Here is a 22,013-nt window from a genome sequence, read left to right on the forward strand (position 1 = left end):
GCGTCGCATTAGCGGCGCTTTTTACTTTCTGCAGAATCGCTATTTTCTAATGGAAGCACACGCACATTTCCAAATGGCGATTTTGAACAACCATCCGCTGTTCGCTATCTTTGTAACATCATCAATTTTCGAGAAATCTAGTGAGAAACCTCTGTCTGACATTTCTGCTTTGCTTATCTTCCTTTGCAAATGCACAAGAGATCCAAGTGTGGAGCGGTATTGAGTACTCTACCGTTGCTGAGATCCAAGAGCGTTTTGAGGCAGAGACGGGCAACAAGCTAGCGATTCGTGAGTTTGACGTAAACAACATTCGCTCAGAGCTGTTATTAGCGAAGCAGACAGGGATTACGGTACCTGATGTGATTTGGGTGCCTTCAGATTTTCTAGGGCTACACGATTATTTCGATTTGGCTAAAATCCCTTCTAGCTGGATTGATGAAAAGAGTATTGAGCCAAAAGCGCTAGAGCTGGTCTCGGTTGACGGAGCCATTTATGGTGTGCCTCTTGGATTGGGCAATCACCTTGTGTTGTACGTGAACACAAAGCTAACCAAAGATCTTGAACCGACGTGGGAAGAGTTGCTTGAAGAAGCTGAGCAGGGAAGAACGACGCTCGCGATGCAATATCCGAATATGTATTTTTTGATGTCGTTTGTCCCAATGTTTTCTGACCATCGCTCGAAACCGGTCACAGACATTGACGTTGGTGCTTTAGCTGCTGCGCTGAAGTTCTATGGTGAGCTTCCTGTCGTGGGCGTTTTAAAAGGCGAGTACGGCCAAGATCAGGCACGACAGCAGTTTATCGATGGTGAAGTGGCGTACTTAATTGATGGTGACTGGGCGTTAGGGGAGCTTAAACAACACTTTTCAAAAGAGCTGAAAATCAGCGGCTTGCCGACTTACAACAACCATCACATGCATTCGTTAAGTGGTGGCAAAGTGCTGGCGTTTAATGCTGAAGCAATGGCAAACCCAGACAAGCGCCAAGCCATGCGAACCCTAGCGACGATTGTACAGAAACCTGAATTCATCGAAGACGTTATCATCAACCAGAATCTGATTTCGACCAACCGCTCAATCAATCGTAAATGGTATGACGCAGACAGCACTTACTACAGCGATCTCTATACTCAGTTGAACCCAGCTTATGTTATGCCGAGTACTGTCGAAATGGCGGTGACATGGGAAGCGTTGATTCGTGGCTACAAACGCTTCCGTGCAGGCATGCCTGCTGAATCCGCAGCAGAGTTTGTGGTGGATTTCATCCAAAAACACTCTCAGCATATCCATAAACGTAGGAAGTCATCATGATAAGTTTACGTAACATCCTAACTTTGATTGTGGTGCTAGGCTCTTTGCTTCCTGCTTATTGGGTCGGGACTAGTATGATCGAAAAACACCAAGAAGATCTGCTGGTGGAGAAAGAGATCAAGCTTGTTAATACCAATCAAGGTATCAAGAAAACAGTGACGGAAGATCTGACGTTCGTCGCGAACTTAACACGTTGGTACTCCAAAGACCGTTTGTTGGTTCAAGGCATGGATAACGTGCTGTATTCAAGCATCATCTGGCAGATGATCGAAACGTTTGAAGAATTGGCCGTTAACGTCAGTACCACTTACATCATCGACAAAAACTGGCAGCCAATGTACGAAAGCAATGGCTCCGTTTACCATTTAGAAACCAGCAAACTGCTTAACAAAATACGCGCCGCTAGTGATGTTTATAAGCAGGGTAAAATGTTCCACACCACCTACTTTGATGAAGGGTTAGTTTTGGATGGGGGACAAAGTGGTATTGCTTTCGTTAGTCCGCTTTTGCCGTATACGCTGTTGCCTGGATCAGAGTACGAGCCGCAAGGTTATTTGGTGGTGCTGGTTTCGTATCAAGATTTGATTCGTATCTCTCAACCTTTTCTCTATGCGCAAGAGAGCGTGAACTTCCACTACGGTGACATCAACAAGTTAAAGACGGATAACTCTCGCCATGTGAGTGAGATAGAGGTGAACAACAGTAACTTTGTAGAGCCGCTTGAAGTCACTATGGTGCACACTGTCTCTGATGCTGTGCGTAACCAAGACCTTATGCGCTCGAAGCAACAGCTACTCAATATTATCATCGCGACGCTCATCGTGACTCTGTGCTTTGCGATTGTGGCAAGCCGTTGGTTGACTCAACCTATCAGGAAGATGGAGCGGGTGGTACGTAGCTTTAAAAACAACAAGCGTCCGGATCTTCAACCCAAGCAGTTCCAGTTTAAAGAGTTTAGGCAATTGATGAGATTGCTCGACTCGTTGTGGCTTCAATTGACCAACCACATGGATGAATTGGAGATAAGAAACCAAGCACTGCGAAAGGCAAATCTGCAAGTCCAAGAAACCAACGCACAGTTAGCGAATTTTAACCAAGAGCTAGAGCATCGCGTTGATGAACAAACAGCAGAGTTACGTGCGAACTTGACCCGAGAAGAGGCGCACCAAGCTAAATTGATGACCTTGATTAACTTCACCACCAGCCATGCAGGTGTGGGGTATCACGCGATTCCGGAAGTGATTAATTCAGGTTTGATCAAGCTATTCCCTGATTCAGACATGCGCTTTAGCTTTGAGAAACCGGATTGTGAACGCGTCAAAACGATGCGCTCATCAACGGGTTCTGAGTTGGGTTACTTCGACTACGGCACTTATTCGATGAACGAAGAGGAAGGCATCCTTCTAGAGCTATTCAAGAAGCAGCTCTACTCTTGGCTTGAATTGGAAGAGTTCGCTCGTCGAGATAAATTATCCAAAAGCTTTAACCGAAAAGCGTTTGATGAAGACTATGAGTATGCGCGCCAGTCTGTTGCTCAGGGGCGTTGGCGTAGGATGTCGATTCTTATCATTGATATTAACGGATTGAAGACGTTGAATGATACCTACGGGCACGATCGTGGTGATCTGTTGATTGCCAAATCCACTCAACTGATTAAGACGGTACTTCAAGGTAAGCACACCCTGTATCGAATTGGTGGCGATGAGTTTGCGGTGATTGCACAAGATATGAATGCCGCAGCATTAGATGAATTGATTTCGGCTTTGGAAGCATCTCAGCAAGACAAATGGATAGAGCTATCAGGGCAAAACCGTCACCCAGTTCAGTTCTCTGTTGGCGGTGCATCGAGTGAGTCAGTGGCGCTGGAAAATCTGTTCTCCATCGCAGATGAGGCCATGTACGAGAAAAAACGCGCCTTCTATCAAAAGTAAACCGCTATTGGAGTAGGGCATAGAGAGCCGAGCCTATTAATCTAGCGTTACTCGCCTGAATACAAAAAGCCCTTGCTGTTTCTGTTGCAAGGGCTTTTTATTTGAGTATTGTAATGCAGTCATTGTTGTGTCTGAGCCACAGTTATTGCTTTGAGGGCTCGTACATCAGATGGCTCTACTTTAAATGCAGGGTTAGCGGCTTTGAGACTGCGATAGATTCAATCGGTGAAGCGTCATCAAGTGGGTAAGAAATGCTAGAGCTAATAATGCCAGCATTGTAAAGGCAGTACACAAGATCCAATTTGATGTTGTTCTGCTCTAATTCCACACCCGTAAATACCGAACCGCAATCCGAGATCTCGGTAAGGTTCACCGCCTTTTGCAACGATATTTTTAGTAGACGATCTTCTGCGTCGTAGCTAAACGCTCTTACTGCAAAGTCATCAATGTCGATAATGGACTGATTTTCCTCATCAGTATCAAGAAAAATTGGATTTACTTTGTCCCTGTATCGGATTGAGAGCGTTCCGTGCAAATCAAATGGGTAGCGAATCTTTTTCATGCGTTTCACCTGTGAATAAACGTATAGCACTTTAACGTTTCATCTTAACGACTATGAAGCTTGATAAGATAGCATTTACAAATTGATACATACCCCTATTGCTAAGTATGGTGATATTCAATGAGTTGCTTTTTCTTTTTGTACGATACGCTGTCGATTGAGAAGTGATACTTAATGAGTTTTCAACGCGGATATGCACGGATTAAATGCTCTAACTTAATCAATCCTAAGCATATTATAAAAAGCTAAACTGTTATCTGCCTACGTAATGCAGCAAATAGGATTTAGAATGGAAACCAATAAGTCAGAGCGTTCAGTTTTTGGTTCAAGTTTCAGGCTCAAGTTTCTAGCTAGAGTTTCTCAGTAACACGCTCTGGATACATTACCGTTGAACTCGTTGATGGCCGTATGCGTGATGTAAGGTCGAAGACTAAATGCGGGTGACGTGGATAATAAAAAGGCCAATCACAACAGGTTAGGAGGGAGAGTCTGCTGTTATTGACCTTTTGATGAACAGTATCGTTCAAGCACAGAGCGGGGCAGCTGAATGCCGAAACTTTCGTTCTTTGTCGCTAATTAACAAATGCAGTCAGGGTGCTCCGTACAGGTGTCACACTGGCGGTGAGTGCAAACGCCGCAACAAGTGAGCAAGTAGAGAAACTCGGGCTGCGTGAACAGTTCACTGGTTTCAATATACATGATTGCTCTGGTGTAACGCTTAGACCCGACTTTAATCGCACCAACTGGGTTTTCACCTTCGTAAGCGGCGACACTAAAGCCCATTTTGAGCATAACATCGACAGAACTCTTGAGGGTGACACTCGCGTAATAGTGATGAATATGCGCATTTTGAGCCAAAAAGGTAAATTCAGTGTGTAACTGCCTTCGGAAAACACGTTCATTCTTCGAGTGTTGACTGATGGCGTAGTAAGAATATACCCCTTTATCTTTCAGCGGTTTGGTGAGTCTTAGGTCAATGACATCGATCGGTAAGCGGTTCTTCTTCACTCGATCAATTTCATTCTCTAACGTTGGCTCGGTAAAAAACATGCCAATGTTATGTCCTACTAACTCTCCTCGAGAAAGATACTTGTAAGCAATTGCGCGACCATCCTTTTGGTATTCCACCAAATCGATAGTAGCCAAGTTGTGCTTAATGTTGAGCGACTTCAATTGATTGTGGAAGTTGTTCAAACTGTGAATGAACTCTTGTTCATTACTTTGGCTGAGCTCTTCCTCTTCAATATTATTGTGCTCTACCGGACACGGAGTATTGTAATCAATCCCCGAGATGATCGACATCGCGTCCTGGTAGCGTTGCTTCAACGACAGTTCAAATTGCTCAACTTCATCCTTTAAAGATGAGTCTAATCCCAAACTGCACAGATAAGGCAGCAAGTTGTTTTCAAACGCTCGTAGGACTCTTACTCGACGGCTTAAGCTTGGTTGAGTAATGCCCCGTTCCCATCGACTGAAAGTGACACAGTCTATATTAGCTAAATCACCACCTAATAGATTTAACCTTATCGATGCTTGCTCCTGAGTTAACCCTAATGTGGTTCTTATTGCTTTTAGATAACTCCCGAACACTTTACTTTCCCCCATAGGTTTAAAACATGTCCATAGCTAATTCTTATTTTTCGTTTAAGTTATGTGCATGACATTCCTCTGCCAAATATGTCAATTGTTGGAAATGTTATTCCATTTACTTACGACCCTTTAAAATTGACTTGGCTTATAGGAGGTTGAAAATGCATTAATATTTATGTTGTGTTTGATCATAAATATCATGCAAATCATATTGTGTTTGTTATTAAATTGAGAAGGCATTGTGCTTATTAAGTCGGTTGAAGATGCCTAGTGATGGCCAATACTGTCCTAAAATAGATGAAAATAGCCTTGTAATTACAGTCTTTTTTAGTACTTGGTCACGTAGGTTGATGAAATTTATACAATTATACGTTCGGTAAATCATTTTTTACTGTTATCTTAAAAATGAGAAAGGTTCACGGGAAAGAACATATTTCATATGAGTATATTAGATATAAATATAAGGTCCTTTCTTCACTGAATTTATTATTTATCGATTAGTGCCAATGCACTAATAGGCGCCGTAAGTGAATTTGCGGCGCTTAATATATTTCAGGAAAGCCTTATTTAGCGTTTTGCAGTATTTGCTTGGTGTTGATGGAGTAGATATATCATTGAAGGCTGTGCAAGAAGTACGGCTGTATCCACTTTGAGTAAGCATTTCCGGTAAGACGTTTTGCCTATGGTCACTGACCCCGCCTTGTCTGGCGTGTCATAAGCGACTTTCTCAGCCCCCAAGCTCACTAAATAATCGGTAAACTGATTATCGAACGCGTAATAGTACAACTCGGTGATATTGGAACGTCCTGCCAAGTAATCCACCAACGTCGGATGAAGCATCATAAAGACTTGTTCGCTAGCGGCATATCGGCTCAAGCAACATAGTGCCATGCCTCGGTTTTCTGAGTAAGCGCGAGCTTGGCTGAACGGCAAGGTTTGGCTTGGGTTATGAAAATGTGCGTCCAAATCTTCAATCCGGAAAAGGAACGAAATCGAGTGCCCGCGCACTTTGTTCGTCTCACTGTCTTTGTAGACTTTGGCGATTAACTTATCGTCATTGTGCATCGCCACATAATCGAGGTCGAACATCCCTGGGTAATGCGCGTCTGAATTGAGAAAGAAGTTTTTTAAGCGAGCCAGATCGGCATCAACATGCTCAGTGAAAAGCGTCTCTTCAATGATCTCAACTTCTTTACTCGGTTTTAGTTCTTCGTATCCCGATGTTAGGAGCATTGCTCGTTGTGAGTGAAAGCGGTCGTACAAGATATCATCGAGCATGGTGCCATTTTCTGGAGACGGAATGGACAACAAAAATGGCTTTAAGTCCAATGCGAGTTCACGAAGTACTCGGATCGCTTTAACCGCGTTTGGTGATGTCGTGTTTCTTTCCCATCGACTGATCGTTACAGAGTCGATAGAGGCAAACTCTGGGTTTGCGAGGTTGAGCTTTGTGGCAAGTTCCCTTTGCGTCAAGTTGAGCTGATTTCTCAACTGTTTTAAATAGTCTCCAAACATACACTTACCTTGTTTTTATTATGGAAAGGAAGCCAAAACTAATTGGCTTCTTACACTAGGGTAGTTGATTATTGAGGATATTGTTTTTTGAGAAGGAGAAGCAACTCAGGGCGTGTCAGCCAAATCGCACTGTCGAGTTTAAGTAAACAGCGCATGTACTTTTCTGCACCGATTTTGACGATGCCTTGTTCGCTCGGTGCGTCGAAAGCCACTTTTTCGGCGCCGATCCCAATCATGTAGTCTGCCGTGAGTTTATCGATGGCATAGTAGTAAAGGTCTTGAACATTCGCGTGAGTCGCGAGGTAGTCAATACCGGTTTGATGGTCAATCCAAAAGGTAGGCTCATCAGAGCAAAAATGGGTTAACGTACAGATTGCCATCTTTTTGTTGCTTGAATAGGCTTTGGTCTTTTTTATCGGGATCTTAAGAAACGGCGAACAATAATAGTCTTCTAAATCGTCGGCATGGAAGAAGAAAGACAGCGAGTGCCCCAGCAATCGTCCAGATAGCTTATCGAGATACTTCTTGCCGTAAATCTTATGATCTTGCTGATATTGGTACAGGTCGACGTCAAACAAGGTGTCGTGCTCAATGCCAATTCCACTCAAGAAGTTCTTTAAACCCGCTTCGTATTTTTCCCCTCTGAACTCAAACAGTGGTGCCTCAAGCACATTACATGCTTCAACCTCTTGGTTTGATTGATACGAAGTATTCATCAAGACATCTTTTGGAGAATGGTAACGCTCTTTCAGATAATGATTAATCTGAGTCTTGTCCTCATCAATCTCGATGGAGAGAAGGTAGGGCCTTAGATCGTTGGTAAGGGTTCTGAGTACTTTAACCGCTTTAACCGGATTCGGTGCGGTAGTATTGCGTTCCCAACGACTGACCGTTACAGAGTCGATAGAGGCGAATTCTGGGTCTGCTAAGTTAAGTTTTACCGCAAGTTCCTTTTGCGTAAGATTTCCCTCGATCCTAAGCTGTTTCAGGTAATCCCCGAACATACATTGCCCTCATAATAACTTGAATCGTGTTTCTTACACGTGCCTACATTAATTGTAGAAACTATTTTTATGCTAGGCAGTGTCGCCTTCAATCATGTCAATAATATGTCTGGATTTGGTTATATCCTGTTCATCTATATAAGAAAGAGGTGACACTTATTAATAATTATTCGCGTTTTAGCAGTTCAATGATTTCTGGTCTGGATAACCAGATAGCGCTATCAACTCGGTATAAACAGCGTTTAAAAGATTGATTGCCAATTTTTACAATGCCGTTTTCATCGGGTGTATCAAAAGCAATTTTCTCTGCATCTAAGCTATTCATATAATTGACTGACCAGTGGTCAACAGCATAAAAGTACATATCATGAATGTTGGCATGTGAGGCAACGTATTTCGCACCAAATGCACTGTTTTGCCAAAATACAGATTCGATTGATGAATAACGAGAGATGGTACAAACCGCCATGGCTCGGCTCGTGGAGTAAGGGCGAGCTTGCTGCAATGGCACTGGATAAAATGGCGATGAGAAATACTGATGTAATTCGTTAGCATCAAATAAAAACGAGATACTATGACCCAGAATTTCTTTACTTTCTTCATCCGTGTATTTGCGAGCGACCATTTTGTTGTCGAGCTGATATTGGTACAAATCGATATCGAATAGCGCTTTGTTATCGAGCGACAAACTATTGAAAAAGTGTTTTAGGCTAGTTAGGTAATCATCCTGATCGCTTTCTAACAGCTGACTTTCCGTAATCGCATTGCATTTCGATTGTGTGTCATAAGAGCTGCTCATTAATGTTGCCCAAGGCGACTTAAATCGATATTCAACAATCTCTTCGAATATGCCTTTTCCTGACTCAGATGGCAGCGTAATGAGAAAGGGCATTAAGTCGGTGGTGAGTACTCTCAGGATCCTGATGGCTTTTACCGTCGTTGGAGCCGTCGTTCCTCTTTCCCAGCGGCTAATCGTTACTGGGTCAATCGAGGCGAAATCTGTGCTCGCGAGGTTCAGTTTGGTCGCGAGTTCTTTTTGTGTTAGTCCAATCTCTTCCCTGAGTTGTTTTAAGTATTCCCCGAACATCAATTTCCTCGCATTTTTTGTTCTGTAATAGGTTATTGATTGCTCTGTCATTATAGGAGTCGCATAGCAAAGCTCAAGCAAACCCATTTTTCGATGCCTACTATTGTGTATTACGTTCCCTTAATCTTTATATTAGAGATCTATTGTTAACGGTAAGACCCATGAAAAATTCAACGAGGGAGGATGAATGTAAAACGGTCTTTGCGGATATTCGTAAAGGCGCTTTCTATCCCATCTTTCAACCAATCTATGGATTGCAGCACGGCCACAAAATTGGTGCTGAAGTGCTAACGCGATGGAATACGCCAAGATGTATCGAAAAATCTTTCCGTTGTATCGAGGAAGAAGGGTACGCCAATTTTTTTACTAAACGATTATTCAAAAAGCTTTCAACGTGTTTGGATGAGCTTCCTGAATCGATTGGTTTCATTTCGGTAAATATTCCACCTTCTTACCTTTCTAGTCTGTCTTTTTTTGCCGATGTGTTGCCCCTATTGAACGCGTGTAAGCGTATGGGAAGCACGTTATGGCTTGAACTGACCGAGCAGACGCAGTACCCAACAGAGGTGTGCGATAAGTTGATGTTTAAGATCAACCTACAGTTGTGCCAAAACTTGGGAGTGAAAATTGCGCTGGACGATTTTGGTCGAGACAATCATAAAAATGAATCCATCATTCGGTATGTATCGCCAGATGTAGTGAAGCTCGATCGAAGCTTACTCAGAAGGCAAGGCATTCAATATGAGAAGTTCTGGCAACGTTTGGCGTCTTGGAAGCACCAATACAAATTTGATTTGGTTGCCGAAGGGATTGAAACATCCGATGAACTGAATTTCATGCAAAGTTTGGATGTGAGTTATGCGCAGGGTTATTACCTGCACAGACCAAGTATGGTTTCGGATTTATGCCCAAAACTCTCTAAGCCTAGCTCAAACCATGGCTCATCGGCGATGTGGGCATAAAATTTAACGGTTCCCTGCTTGCTGATTTAACCAACCAATGAAAAGTGCCAACTTGCGTGAGTGCTTTTCATTGGCGGTGACCACATAGTATTTCTGTTTACAGCGAAGTGCTCTCGCAGAAAAAGGCGTAATAAGTGCGCCGGATTTCAATAAGCTTTCGACAAGAGAAAGTCGGCCAATGGCAACGCCGGCGTTATGCATTGCCGCTGTAACCGCAAGATCGGAACGATCAAACGAGATGCTCGGGATCCCTTCGATGTCGTTGAGCCCATTTTCACTCGCCCAGAGCGCCCATTCATCATGATGCGAGTTGTAGTCCCATGCTTGTTTGTCATGCAATAATGTGGCGCTCACAAGTTTATCTGGGGCATCAATGAGTCCCAGTTCTTCTGCGTACTCTTTGGTGCAAACTGGAACAATACTTTCTTCCATCAGTTCTTGGTGCCACAGTTTTTCTGGCATCTGCTCATCGAAATAAATGGCGGCATCAATGCCATAGCCTTGGAAATTCACGTTCTCATTACCCGTTAGTATGTTTAGCTCAATCGACGGAAATTGCTGTTTAAACGAGTAAATACGCGGAACCAACCAGCTTTGTGCAAAGGAAGGGCGGGAGTAGATGGTCAGTTCGCCTGAGACATCACCACACTTCACTTCCATTACTTCTTGGTTTAACTCATTCAACGTTCGGTTAAGGGCTAGATATATCCGTTCGCCTTCTTCGGTCAGGGTTATCTTTCGATGTGACCTTACAAACAGCTTGATGCCAAGTTCTTCTTCCAGTTTGTTGATGCGATGTGAGATGGCGCTAGGGGTCATGGAAAGCTCTTCCGCAGCAAGGGAAAAAGAGCAGTGTCTCGCTGCTACTTCAAAGGTGTGTAACTTAGAAAGCTGAAAACTATTGATGCGCTGATGCTTACCGAAAATGGTGTCGTTGGTGTACATGGCTAATGAATGATTTGCTGCTGTTGATTGGATAATAGGGCTTTTGTGTGTTGTATGTTGAGCTAAAAAGACTTCTTGTCCGCAAAATTCCAACTTAATCACGTTTTTGTTTTAATCTGGTTCATGTGAAAGTGATTTTTGATCGTTTGTCATCTTTGGCAAGAGTTTGGTTAAATAACGATTAAAGACAGTAACTTGCAACTAGGAACCAATGACAACCTACAATGCACACGCACTTGCTACCGAGTTTCCTCTGGTTAAGCGATTGATTGATTTGGAAGAGGTGGTTTGGTTCAACCCAAATATCACCACACTTAAAGAAGGTCTGCCGTACGTTGGCTTAGATGCTGCCAACATCAAAGACGCGAGCGAGCGACTAAAACGCTTTGCTCCTTACTTAATGAAAGCTTTCCCTGAAACGGCGGCCTCTAATGGAATCATTGAATCAAGCGTGGTCGGCATCGACAAGATGAAGTCGTGTTTGGAAGCGCAATACGATACTCAAATTCTTGGGCGTTTGATGCTTAAAAAAGACAGCCATTTGCCTATTTCAGGTTCTATCAAGGCGCGTGGCGGTATTTATGAAGTGTTGACACATGCAGAGAAGTTGGCGATTGAAGCTGGGCTTCTGAGTGAAAGTGATGATTACAGCAAATTGGCAAGTGAAGAGCTTCGTCAGTTCTTTCAGCAATACAGCATTGCCGTAGGTTCAACCGGAAATCTGGGCATGTCTATCGGCATCATGAGTGCAAAACTCGGTTTTTCTGTGTCGGTTCATATGTCGGCAGATGCGAGAGAGTGGAAGAAAAACAAACTGCGTTCTCACGGCGTGAATGTAGTGGAATATGAGCAAGACTACGGTGTTGCTGTTGAACAAGGGCGCAAAGAAGCGGAAAAAGATCCAACTTGCTTCTTCATTGATGATGAAAACTCTCAAACCTTGTTCTTAGGTTATTCCGTTGCAGGTGAACGCTTAAAGCAACAGTTTGATGAGATGGGCATTGTCGTTGATTCGAACCACCCTCTGTTTGTTTACCTACCTTGCGGGGTGGGCGGTGGTCCTGGTGGTGTGGCGTTCGGCTTGAAGATGGCTTTTGGTGACCATGTTCATTGTATCTTCGCGGAGCCGACACACTCTCCGTGTATGCTGCTTGGCGTGCACACTGGTTTGCATGATGACATCGCGGTTCAAGATCTTGGTATCGACAATATCACTGCAGCTGACGGTTTAGCGGTAGGTCGTGCGTCTGGTTTTGTTGGCCGAGCGATGGAGAGACTGCTTGATGGTTACTACACCATCACGGATGAGCGCATGTATCACCATTTAGGTGAGCTAAGTGAGCTGGAAGATATTCGTTTAGAACCATCAGCGTTAGCGGGCATGATTGGTGCGGTGCATGTTTCTAACGATAAAGCTTACCAAGCGCGAATGCAGTTTACTGAAGAGAAATTAAACAACGCGACTCACTTAATTTGGGCGACCGGTGGCGGCATGGTACCGGAAGAGGAAATGTCGGCTTATCTGGCCAAGTCAGGTCGTTAACGAATTTTGCACTTGTTATGGGAACAGCGAGAGCAAAAGAAAAGGGCTCATCAATGGATGAGCCCTTTGTCTATTTGAATCCCAGTATTACAGAGATTGTAACAGCTGGTGGTAACGACCTTTTTCTGCTAGCAGTGCTTGGTGGCTACCTTGTTCGATGATTTCGCCTTGTTCCATCAAACAGATGTTGTCCATGCTTTCCAACTCAATCAAACGGTGAGTAATGAATACGACCGTTTTATTGGTGAAGTGTTGCTTGAACAGTTCCATCACTGTTTGCTCAGTACGCTTGTCTAGACCTTCAGTTGGTTCATCAAGCAGCAGAATAGGAGCGTCACGCAATAGAGCGCGAGCAATGCCGATACGACGTTTCTCACCACCAGACAGTTGACGACCGCCATCACCTAGCCAAGCATCCAGTCCTGGTTCGTCTAACAGATTCGCCAAGTCTACTTTAGTCAGAATATCAGCCAGTTGTTCATCCGTTGCTTCTGGAGCCGCAAGCAATAGGTTGTCACGCAGTGTGCCATTAAGCACATCCACACGTTGGCTAACTACTGTGATTGCAGCGCGCAGATCGGATTCGCTCCAATCTTGCAGAGGCGCACCACCAATGCTCACTTGACCTTGGTTTACATCCCAGTAGCGACAAAGCAATTGAATAAGCGTCGATTTACCTGAACCGGTTTGACCAACAATCGCCGTTTTTGAGCCCAGTGGCAGTGACAGTGACAGGTCTTTCAGCACTTTTTGCTGACCGTCAGGGTAGGTGAAATCAACCTTGTCGAACTCAATATTCAATGGTTTATCACCTTCACGCTTCGATGTTTCAGGGAAGACAACGTCTGGCTCCGCTAAGGTGATTTCGTTCAATCGACGTGCGGACGTCAATGTTTGACCGAGGTATTGGAAAGCACCAGCAATTGGCATCAGAATTTCAAAGCTTGCCATGGTTGCAAATGCGAACAGTGCAATCCAAGGATCTGGTGTACGACCGCCAACACCATCCGCAGCAAACCAAAGCATTGCAACAAGGGTTAAACCGTTAGCGAGCATCAACAAGCCAGATGCCATACCAGTGAGGTTTGCGTTAACAAACTGGTTGGATAGCAGCTGTTTTTGCTTTTCTAGAATCACGTTACGGTAACGCTCTTCTGCACCAAACAGGCTCAGTTCACTGTAACCTTGTAGCCAGTCCAGTGTTGCTACGCGCAGTTGTGCTTTGTTTTGAGTCAGGTGTTCGCCGTTATGTTTGCCCAGTTTGTAGAACAATACCGGCCACACCAACAGCATTACCGTCAGGATACCGCCAAGCAGTAGCGCAAGGTGCCAGTCAAAGAAGGCAAGTACTGCAGTTAGCGATAAGATACCGAAGATGCCAACAATCACAGGGCTGACAAGACGCAAGTACACGTGATCCATCGCGTCTACGTCTGCCACTAGACGGTTGAGTAGATCCGCATCACGCAGAGTCGAAACGCGACCAGGGATCAGTGGTGCAAGCTTCTTGAAGAAGAAGATACGTAGATCCGTCAGTAGTTTGAATGTTGCATTGTGGCTAACTACACGCTCGCCCCAACGGCCCGCAGTTCGTGCCATCGCAGCGCCACGAACGCCAGCGCCCGGAAGCATGTAGTTGAAGGTTTCACGAGCAATAGTCAAACCCGCTACCGCCGCCGCAGAGATAAACCAACCGGATAAGGTGAGTAGGCCAATAGAAGCGGCGAGCGTTAGAAACGCCAGAAGCATGCCGAGTGACAAACCAAACCAGTGCTTTTTATACAGTTTTAGATAAGGGAGTAAATCACGCATCTAAGTTCCCCTTGTCTGATTCACGTTGAGCTAGGTTGGCAGCCAACATTTCTTTAAATAAACCATCTTGCGATGCCAACGTTGCGTAATCGCCACGTTGAACGATTTGACCCTCTTGCATAACCAGAATTTGGGAGACATTCTGCAGTGGCGCCAATTGGTGAGTGATCATCAAGTTAGTGGTGGATTCGGTGTATTTACCGATGCCTTCCATAACTAATTTTTCGCTTCGAGCATCCAAACTTGCGGTTGGTTCATCAAGTAGCCAAAAACGGCCGTTTTGTAACATCGCACGAGCAAGAGCAAGACGTTGTGCCTGACCAACAGACAAACCGCCAGAGCGATCCGAGATTTGGTAATCCAGGCCGTGCATTTCAACAAATTCTGCAGCGTGGGAGTCACTCAGTACAGAGTGGACTTGCTGGTCTTGAATATCCTGCTTACCTAGGGTGACGTTGTCACGAATGCTGCCGTGCAAAAGCATTGGGTTTTGACCAATCCAGCTGATGGTTTCGCGCCATGTCGCCAAATCCAACTCGGAAAGTTCACAGCCGTTAATCTTTAAGCTGCCTTTGTATGGCATAAAACCAAGGATGGTATTTACTAAGCTGGTTTTACCTGCACCACTTGGGCCAACCAGTGCGGTGCTTTGGTTCGCTTCTAGCGAGAAGGATAGGGGACCAGCAAGTTGTTTACCTTCAGGGCTGAAGATAACAAGGTCTTGAGCTTCGATATGAATCGCAGCGTTTTGTTCTACAGCCTTGTTACCGTCTTTTACTTGGTCTACATCTAGCTCTAGAAATTCAACAATGCTTTCTGCTGCGCCGACTGCTTGTTGCTTCGCATGGTAGAAGGTACCAAGGTCACGCAATGGCTGATAGAACTCAGGCGCAAGGATCAGAATAAATAGACCAGCAAACAGCGTTACACCTGCGCCGTAGTAACCGAAGTTGAGCTCTCCGATATAGCTAAAGCCAAAGTAAACTGCCGTAATCGCAATTGAGATAGAGGTGAAGAACTCAAGAACCGCTGAAGATAGGAATGCAATCTTCAATACATCCATTGTGCGAGTACGGAAAACTTCAGATGCACCTTTTAATGTCTCGGTTTCTGATTGAGTACGGTCGAACAAACGGATGGTTGTCATTGCTTGCAAACGGTCATAGAAGTGACCAGATAAACGTTGCAGCGCTTTGAAGTTCTTACGGTTTGCGTCAGCGGCTTTCATACCCACCAATGCCATAAACATTGGAACCAATGGTGCAGTAATCAGGAAAATTAAACCGGCTGCCCAGTTAATTGGGAAAACCACCACTAGGATGATGAAAGGCACCAAAACAGACAACGACATTTGTGGAAGGTAGCGCGAGAAGAAGTCTTGCATGTCTTCTACTTGCTCTAGGATCAACGTTGCCCAGCTACCTGCTGGCTTGCCTTTGATATAAGCAGGACCAAGTTGGTGAACTTTATCGAGAATCAGTTGGCGGATGTAAACGCGGATCTGTTCGCCGCAACGATATCCAGCGATTTCGCGTCCCCAAGTACAAGCTGCGCGACCGATAACGGTGACACCAAGTCCGACGAAGTACCAAACGAGTTCGGATTTGTCGACTTGTTCAATAATGAGTTGGTGGAGAATGGAGGCGAGCAGGGCTGCTTGAGCCAATAAAAACACGCTTGATAGTACGCCTAGGCCTATCGCAACCATCAGCCAGCGCTTGGCCAACTTACTCTGTTGCTTAAGCCACTTATTCAAGCTGCTTTGCTTTTTCTTATCCATCGTGAAGGCTTAATGATAATTGTTTTAATGAGGCGGTAGTATACAAAAGAAAACCCAGCGGGAATACCGCTGGGCTTTAAGGATATGACACAAATGTGAAAAGTTATTTGTCAGTAAGTGCGTCTAAGAAGCGTTCTGCATCTAAAGCTGCCATACAGCCAGTACCTGCAGAGGTGATTGCTTGACGGTAGTTATGATCCATCACGTCGCCTGCTGCAAACACACCTTCGATGCTGGTTTGCGTTGCGTTACCTTCAAGGCCGGATTGAACGAGGATGTAACCATCTTTCATATCGACTTGGCCTTCGAAGATTTGCGTGTTTGGTTGGTGACCGATTGCGATGAATGCACCCATTACATCGATATCTTCAGTTGCACCGCTGTTCACGTCTTTAATGCGAACACCCGTTACACCCATGTCGTCGCCTAGCACTTCATCGAGTGTACGGTCAGTGTGAAGAACGATATTACCGCTTTCAACTTTATCCATCAGGCGTTTTACAAGGATCTTCTCAGCGCGGAATGAATCGCGGCGGTGGATCAGGTGCACTTCTGATGCAATGTTTGATAGGTAAAGTGCTTCTTCTACAGCAGTGTTACCACCGCCCACAACCGCCACTTTCTGATTACGGTAGAAGAAACCATCACAAGTTGCACAAGCTGAAACGCCGCGACCTTTAAATGCTTCTTCAGATTCAAGACCTAGGTATTTCGCTGATGCGCCAGTAGAGATGATCAACGCATCACAAGTGTACTCACCAGAGTCACCTTTCAGACGGAATGGACGTTGAGACAGATCCACTTCGTTGATGTGATCGAACACGATTTCTGTTTCGAATCGTTCTGCGTGCTCTTTCATGCGTTCCATCAAACCTGGGCCAGTAAGACCTTCTGCATCACCAGGCCAGTTTTCTACTTCAGTTGTGGTCGTTAGCTGACCACCTTGCTGCATTCCCGTTACTAGCACAGGGTTTAAGTTAGCACGCGCTGCGTATACTGCTGCGGTGTAACCTGCTGGGCCAGAACCAAGAATTAATAATTTACAGTGTTTTACGTCGCTCATTATGGCTCCATAGAGGGCTGAACATTTCTCCCGATTGTATGGAAATTCTTAGTGCTTTAAAAGCATAAACGAAAGGAGCGGATCGAATTATTGGTTATAGGTTAGAACTTGCTGATGTTTATGGAGAGGCGTTCCAGACTAGAATAAAATTCTGTTTATAGTGGAGAGTTCTAGTTTCAAATACTGCGCAAGCTCCGTTCTGAATGTTTAAACTGCTGTTAATGTTAATTGTAGTGCTAAGTGTCGTTTTTTCTTTTTTGTTGAAGCTATCAACGTCAAATTCTGGTAATTGCAGAATATTTGCGTATCCTAAGATGTAAATTAAATGTTAATTCAAACAAGCTAAATGTGCCTCATTAAAGGAGCCAATGATGTTACATTCACGAGAGAACACCCTACATTTAACTCAGCTCAGCATGGCAGCGATTGAGCAACTTTCTCCTTCCTTCGAAGGCCTACCTCGTACGGAACACGCCGACGGCCAATATCGTCTTCGTCGTTACTCTGTTGTTGGATTTGAAAACGGTCAGGTGGTCGATTTAAACAAGAACAGCTTTGTACAATCTTCTGATATCAACCGTTTCCAAGGTGATGTGATTCGCCAGTTTGAGCCGATTGAAAAAGGGATTCTTTCCAGCGAAGGTTTCCGTGAAATGTGTGAGTTGTTCGTTAACGCAAACCACTTACCTGACGGTCAGGAAATCGAGATCCATCAAATTCGAATTACCGCGATTTACGATGAAACCCAAGTTGCACCGGAAGGGGTACACCAAGATGGTTTTGACCATATCGCGCTAGTAGGCGTAGGGCGTCACAACATCATGGGTGGCGACATCATGCTTTACAGCAGCCACAATCAAGCGCCTTTTTTCCGCAAAGTATTGGAAAATGGCGAAGTGGCAATGCTGGCAGACAGCAAACTGTGGCACAACGCGGTGCCAATTCGCTCAGTGATTAATGACCAAGAAGGTCATATGGATGTATTTGTACTGACAGCGACGGACAAACGAAATGAACTTCAATCTTAATCAGATCCGAGAACAATTTCCCGCACTGGCGCAATACCACAATGACCGCCCAGTGACCTTTTTTGATGGACCCGGTGGTTCACAAGTGCCGCAGTCGGTACTAGACAGCATGGTGAGCTACCTTGGACGATTCAATTCGAACCTTGGTGGGCACTATTTCTCAAGCCAAGCGACGGTTGATGTAATGCAATCGGCTCGCGAATCGGCACAAGCTCTGCTAAACGCACCGTCCTCTGGCAATATCGTGTTTGGCGCGAATATGACTTCGCTGACATTCCAGCTAAGTCGCGCTATTAGTCGAGATTGGAAAGAGGGCGATGAGATCATTGTTTCAGCCCTAGACCATTACTCTAACGTGTCGAGTTGGCAACAAGCAGCAGAAGATAAAGGCGCGGTGGTTCACCAAGTCAGAGTTAATGAAGAAGATTGCACGCTGGATCTTGCGCATCTTCAGAGCTTGTTGAATGAGAAAACGCGTTTAGTGGCGGTGACTTACGCATCGAACACCACCGGCTCGATTGTTGATATGCACCAAGTGGTCAAAATGGCACACAGTATCGGCGCTCAAGTTTATGTGGATGCCGTGCATTATGCGCCACACCATCTAGTCGATGTGCAAGCATTAGGGTGTGATTTCTTGGCATGTTCTGCGTACAAGTTTTTTGGACCACATGTAGGAATTGCCTACGTAGCAGACCAGTGGTTACACAGTGTTAAGCCCTACAAAGTTGAACCTGCGACCAACATTGGACCGGGGCGCTTTGAAACCGGAACACAGAGCTTTGAAGGCTTGGCAGGCGTCACAGCTGCGGTTGAATACCTAGCCCAGTTTGGTGATGAAGATGCATCACTTCGTCAGCGTTTAGAGCAAAGCTATGCGTTGTACAGCCAACATGAGCAGCAATTGAGCGAGCATTTCTTGCAGCGTTTAGGGGCGCTGGATGGCGTGAACTTGTTTGGTATTAACAATGAAAGCAACCAACTGAGAACGCCAACTTTCGCGCTGACTTTTGATAAATACGCTCCAGAGTTCATCGCGAAGACGTTGGGTGAGCACAATATCTGCGTTTGGAACGGGCACTTCTATGCACTAGGACTCGTTCGCCAGTTAGGCTTAGAGGAGTCGGGCGGCGTGGTGCGCATCGGTTGTATGCACTACAACACGACGGCAGAAATCGATATGTTGTTTGATGTGTTAGAAAACATCCTCGACGCCTAAGAATCGAAGACGCCACAAACTAAAAGCTCGAGCCAAGTGCTCGAGCTTTTTCGTTTCTTTCGTTCAATTAACCGAGAACTTATTCGCTCACTTCAACTTCATAAGAGGTGAACTTACGCACGTTGATTACGCCAGTATCAAAGATCAGGTATTGGCCTTTAATGCCTTGCAATGTACCCGTTACAACTGGGTTTTTATCGAAGTTGTGTGAGGTGATTTTAGTCGGATGCTGCTGAACTGGGTAGCTTAGAGAAGTGATGTTTTCGCTTAACACTTCAATTGCGTCATCACCATACTGCTGTTTAATCTCAGCGATTTTGTCTTCTACTAATGGCAGCAGTTCTGCAAAGCGATCTTGCAGTTCAATTGGGTCACCATCGCCTTTCAGCAGCGTTCGCCAGTTTGTCTTATCAGCAATGTGTTTCGCTAATTCGATTTCAATCAAGCCAGAGATATGACGAGTCTTTACTTTGAAGATAGGCAGACCTTGTGTCGCACCTTGGTCAATCCAACGGGTTGGAATTTGGGTATGACGCGTGATGCCCACTTTCAAACTTGACGTGTTAGATAGGTAAACGAAGTGGTCCACCATGCAGTTCTCTTCACCCCATTGCGGCTCGCGACAGGTGCCTTGTTCGTAGTGACAAGTTTCTGGCTTCATGATGCACATGTCGCAACTCGCCAACTTCTTCATACATACAAAGCAGTGGCCTTGAGAGTAGCTTTTCTTGGTTTTCTTACCGCAAGAACAACAGTAGATGTTGCCAGTGTGAGTTAGGGTGAGGGTTTTACCAAGAAATGGGCTCAAATCCACTTCTTCGTCACCCACAGGCAGACGGTAGCTTACTGCACCATCCAGAGAAGCACGCATTTTATTTAGTGTGCCTGTAGCAATTATTGACATGACATTACTCATTATTGTGTTTTTGCACAGTATATACCGAAGCGGTCTCGATATGCAGAGGTAAGCAAACAAGTCTGTGGTTTTGTGTTCTCTTTGGTGCCTTTTTAATCAAGGTGATGTTGATTGACGTGAGATGCTTCGCACAAATGCTCAAGTGAGAAAAATCCTACATACCTGAAGCAAGATCACGCTTCTTAAATGAGTAATATGTATCGAGAGTGAGAATGTGAGTCAAAAATCACTTTTTAACTTGATAAATAACTTTATTTGAAATGTGAAATAACTTTCAGTACATTTGTTTAATATAAACAGAACGATAGTCAGTAACTAGGTTAGTCACGATGAAGTGGATACACAGATTAATTTTTGCATTGTCGATATGCACCATCAGTTTAGTGGCGTTATACAGTTTGCTTGGTGATACCCGTAAGCTAGAAGTCACGCCGGATCAATTTAATATTCATGTCACAAGCGATGCCATTGCTGGTGGTCTGAGTGAATCTGATATTACTTATCAAAACCACAGTTTGGTTCTCAACTGTGACCTAAAAGAAAGTAAGTACGCGTGGCCTTATTGCGGTATCTCCGTTTACACCGATGTGAAGCAAGCGACTAAAGGTTTGGATCTTTCCAGTTACCATACCGTTCGTCTTAAAATTCGTTATGAAACGGCGGGAGAGGGGCAAAGCCCAAGCAAAAACTTGCGCTTGTACCTGCGTAACTTCAATTCGGCCTATTCAGATCCGAATGACGAATACACCATCAAATACAATGGCATGCAGTTTTCTCCTTCAGACTTTAGCGAAGTTATCGAGATCCCAATTGAGAATCTTCAGGTGATGACGTGGTGGTTGAATGACAACGACGTTGCAATTGAACACTCTGCGCCTGAGTTTGCCAATATTACTCGTATTGATTTGGCTACCGGAGCGGGTGCGGCACTCGGTAAACATAAGATCGTTATCGACAAGATAGAGTTTGAAGGTGCGTATGTTCAGCAATCCACACTATTGTTCGCGTTGTTGTTCTCTTGGATGGCACTCGGCTTGGCTTTCTCGCTGCATGAAATGCGCAAAAACAAAATCGCGTATAACAAAGCACGCAAGCGTCATCGCCATTTGGAAAAAGTGAACAGTACGCTGCGTGCTCAAAATTATGAATTTGCAGAACTGGCACATCGTGATGCGTTAACTGGAGCAATGAACCGACATGCGGTACAAAACTGGTTGGAGCAACAGGCTCGACAAGTTCGTTGGGGGCACGATTCCTTCTCTATCCTTTACATGGACTTGGATAAATTCAAACGAGTAAACGACAAGTATGGTCATCAGATGGGTGACGATATTCTGCGGGAGTTTGTCATGGTGATCGCTAGCTCTATCCAACCAGATGATCGTTTGGTTCGCTGGGGTGGGGAAGAGTTCGTCGTGTTCTGCCCAAATACCGATATTGAGCAAGCCGTGAAGAAAGCCGAAGTCGTGCGCCAGAACGTTGAAAAACACCTCTGGGTTCATGGTGAATCACTAACGTGCAGTATTGGTGTCGCCCAAATGCAAAATGAACGAGTCTCTGAGACGATGGCTCGTGCAGATGAAGTCTTGTATTTGGCTAAGCGCAATGGTCGAAACCGAATAGAAGTGAATTACGGCATGCAAAAGAAGTCGGATATTGCTTCTTAACTAAGACTTCATAACTAAGGTTTCACAACTTAAGCTTCATAACTCAAGCTTCCTAAGTGCCGCGCTCACCATTGGCGTG

17 protein-coding genes are annotated in these 22,013 nt (G+C 44.8%); 7 read left to right on the forward strand and 10 right to left on the reverse strand.

Annotated elements, in window-relative coordinates; all coding sequences use genetic code 11:
* The first annotated feature begins 206 nt into the window (after positions 1 to 206).
* Together KIT90_RS04195 and KIT90_RS04200 are read left to right on the forward strand one after the other, a co-directional pair.
* A complete protein-coding gene (locus KIT90_RS04195; RefSeq protein WP_009705839.1) occupies positions 207 to 1,310 on the forward strand; it encodes an extracellular solute-binding protein in 1,104 nt (367 codons plus the stop codon).
* Complete coding sequence (locus tag KIT90_RS04200; protein WP_285375516.1) at positions 1,307 to 3,241, forward strand: diguanylate cyclase domain-containing protein; 1,935 nt, start codon at positions 1,307 to 1,309, stop codon at positions 3,239 to 3,241. The genes KIT90_RS04195 and KIT90_RS04200 overlap by 4 nt, the downstream gene beginning before the upstream one ends.
* A gap of 175 nt (positions 3,242 to 3,416) precedes the next feature.
* Here KIT90_RS04200 and KIT90_RS04205 read toward each other — a convergent pair whose 3' ends face one another.
* The 5 genes from KIT90_RS04205 to KIT90_RS04225 form a co-directional block, all read right to left on the reverse strand.
* Positions 3,417 to 3,803, reverse strand: a complete 387-nt coding sequence (locus tag KIT90_RS04205; protein WP_009705841.1) for a hypothetical protein — start codon at positions 3,801 to 3,803, stop codon at positions 3,417 to 3,419.
* A gap of 576 nt (positions 3,804 to 4,379) precedes the next feature.
* The gene (locus tag KIT90_RS04210) at positions 4,380 to 5,393 is read right to left on the reverse strand and encodes a helix-turn-helix domain-containing protein (RefSeq protein ID WP_027726588.1); all 1,014 of its coding nucleotides are present in this window, start codon (positions 5,391 to 5,393) and stop codon (positions 4,380 to 4,382) included.
* A gap of 567 nt (positions 5,394 to 5,960) precedes the next feature.
* Positions 5,961 to 6,908 carry a helix-turn-helix domain-containing protein gene (locus KIT90_RS04215; RefSeq protein WP_020194885.1) on the reverse strand — a complete coding sequence of 316 codons (948 nt, stop codon included), beginning with the start codon at positions 6,906 to 6,908 and terminating at the stop codon, positions 5,961 to 5,963.
* Between the two features lie 68 nt (positions 6,909 to 6,976).
* Positions 6,977 to 7,912 carry a helix-turn-helix transcriptional regulator gene (locus KIT90_RS04220; RefSeq protein WP_285375521.1) on the reverse strand — a complete coding sequence of 312 codons (936 nt, stop codon included), beginning with the start codon at positions 7,910 to 7,912 and terminating at the stop codon, positions 6,977 to 6,979.
* A gap of 166 nt (positions 7,913 to 8,078) precedes the next feature.
* Positions 8,079 to 8,999: a helix-turn-helix domain-containing protein gene (locus KIT90_RS04225; protein WP_041055410.1), complete on the reverse strand. Its 921-nt coding sequence runs from the start codon at positions 8,997 to 8,999 to the stop codon at positions 8,079 to 8,081.
* Between the two features lie 161 nt (positions 9,000 to 9,160).
* Between KIT90_RS04225 and KIT90_RS04230 the strand changes: the two genes are divergently transcribed.
* Positions 9,161 to 9,961, forward strand: a complete 801-nt coding sequence (locus KIT90_RS04230; RefSeq protein ID WP_009705846.1) for an EAL domain-containing protein — start codon at positions 9,161 to 9,163, stop codon at positions 9,959 to 9,961.
* A 3-nt stretch (positions 9,962 to 9,964) separates the two neighbouring features.
* Here KIT90_RS04230 and dsdC read toward each other — a convergent pair whose 3' ends face one another.
* A complete protein-coding gene (gene dsdC, locus KIT90_RS04235; RefSeq protein ID WP_033006957.1) occupies positions 9,965 to 10,906 on the reverse strand; it encodes a DNA-binding transcriptional regulator DsdC in 942 nt (313 codons plus the stop codon).
* 211 nt (positions 10,907 to 11,117) lie between these two features.
* On the opposite strand from dsdC, the gene KIT90_RS04240 reads away from it, so the two are divergent.
* Complete coding sequence (locus tag KIT90_RS04240; protein WP_285375525.1) at positions 11,118 to 12,449, forward strand: D-serine ammonia-lyase; 1,332 nt, start codon at positions 11,118 to 11,120, stop codon at positions 12,447 to 12,449.
* An 87-nt stretch (positions 12,450 to 12,536) separates the two neighbouring features.
* Here KIT90_RS04240 and cydC read toward each other — a convergent pair whose 3' ends face one another.
* The 3 genes from cydC to trxB form a co-directional block, all read right to left on the reverse strand.
* The gene (cydC, locus tag KIT90_RS04245) at positions 12,537 to 14,261 is read right to left on the reverse strand and encodes a cysteine/glutathione ABC transporter ATP-binding protein/permease CydC (RefSeq protein WP_285375527.1); all 1,725 of its coding nucleotides are present in this window, start codon (positions 14,259 to 14,261) and stop codon (positions 12,537 to 12,539) included.
* Complete coding sequence (gene cydD / locus KIT90_RS04250) at positions 14,254 to 16,041, reverse strand: cysteine/glutathione ABC transporter permease/ATP-binding protein CydD (protein ID WP_020194878.1); 1,788 nt, start codon at positions 16,039 to 16,041, stop codon at positions 14,254 to 14,256. Before cydD ends, cydC begins: the two co-directional genes overlap by 8 nt.
* 103 nt (positions 16,042 to 16,144) lie before the next feature.
* Positions 16,145 to 17,104, reverse strand: a complete 960-nt coding sequence (gene trxB, locus KIT90_RS04255; protein ID WP_009705851.1) for a thioredoxin-disulfide reductase — start codon at positions 17,102 to 17,104, stop codon at positions 16,145 to 16,147.
* Between the two features lie 371 nt (positions 17,105 to 17,475).
* On the opposite strand from trxB, the gene KIT90_RS04260 reads away from it, so the two are divergent.
* Both KIT90_RS04260 and KIT90_RS04265 read left to right on the forward strand, forming a co-directional pair.
* On the forward strand, positions 17,476 to 18,132 hold the full coding sequence (locus tag KIT90_RS04260) for a 2OG-Fe dioxygenase family protein (protein WP_009705852.1): 657 nt from the start codon (positions 17,476 to 17,478) through the stop codon (positions 18,130 to 18,132).
* Positions 18,116 to 19,351, forward strand: a complete 1,236-nt coding sequence (locus KIT90_RS04265; RefSeq protein WP_285375533.1) for a cysteine desulfurase-like protein — start codon at positions 18,116 to 18,118, stop codon at positions 19,349 to 19,351. The genes KIT90_RS04260 and KIT90_RS04265 overlap by 17 nt, the downstream gene beginning before the upstream one ends.
* A 79-nt stretch (positions 19,352 to 19,430) precedes the next feature.
* On the opposite strand, the gene KIT90_RS04270 is transcribed toward KIT90_RS04265, so the two are convergent.
* Positions 19,431 to 20,255: a DUF2797 domain-containing protein gene (locus KIT90_RS04270; protein WP_009705854.1), complete on the reverse strand. Its 825-nt coding sequence runs from the start codon at positions 20,253 to 20,255 to the stop codon at positions 19,431 to 19,433.
* Positions 20,256 to 20,596: 341 nt separating this feature from the next.
* On the opposite strand from KIT90_RS04270, the gene KIT90_RS04275 reads away from it, so the two are divergent.
* Entirely contained in the window at positions 20,597 to 21,934 is a 1,338-nt protein-coding gene (locus tag KIT90_RS04275) for a GGDEF domain-containing protein (protein WP_005443285.1), read from the forward strand.
* Positions 21,935 to 22,013 lie beyond the last annotated feature (79 nt).

This window comes from Vibrio sp. B172a (assembly GCF_030248355.1).
GTDB classification, from domain to species: domain Bacteria; phylum Pseudomonadota; class Gammaproteobacteria; order Enterobacterales; family Vibrionaceae; genus Vibrio; species Vibrio owensii.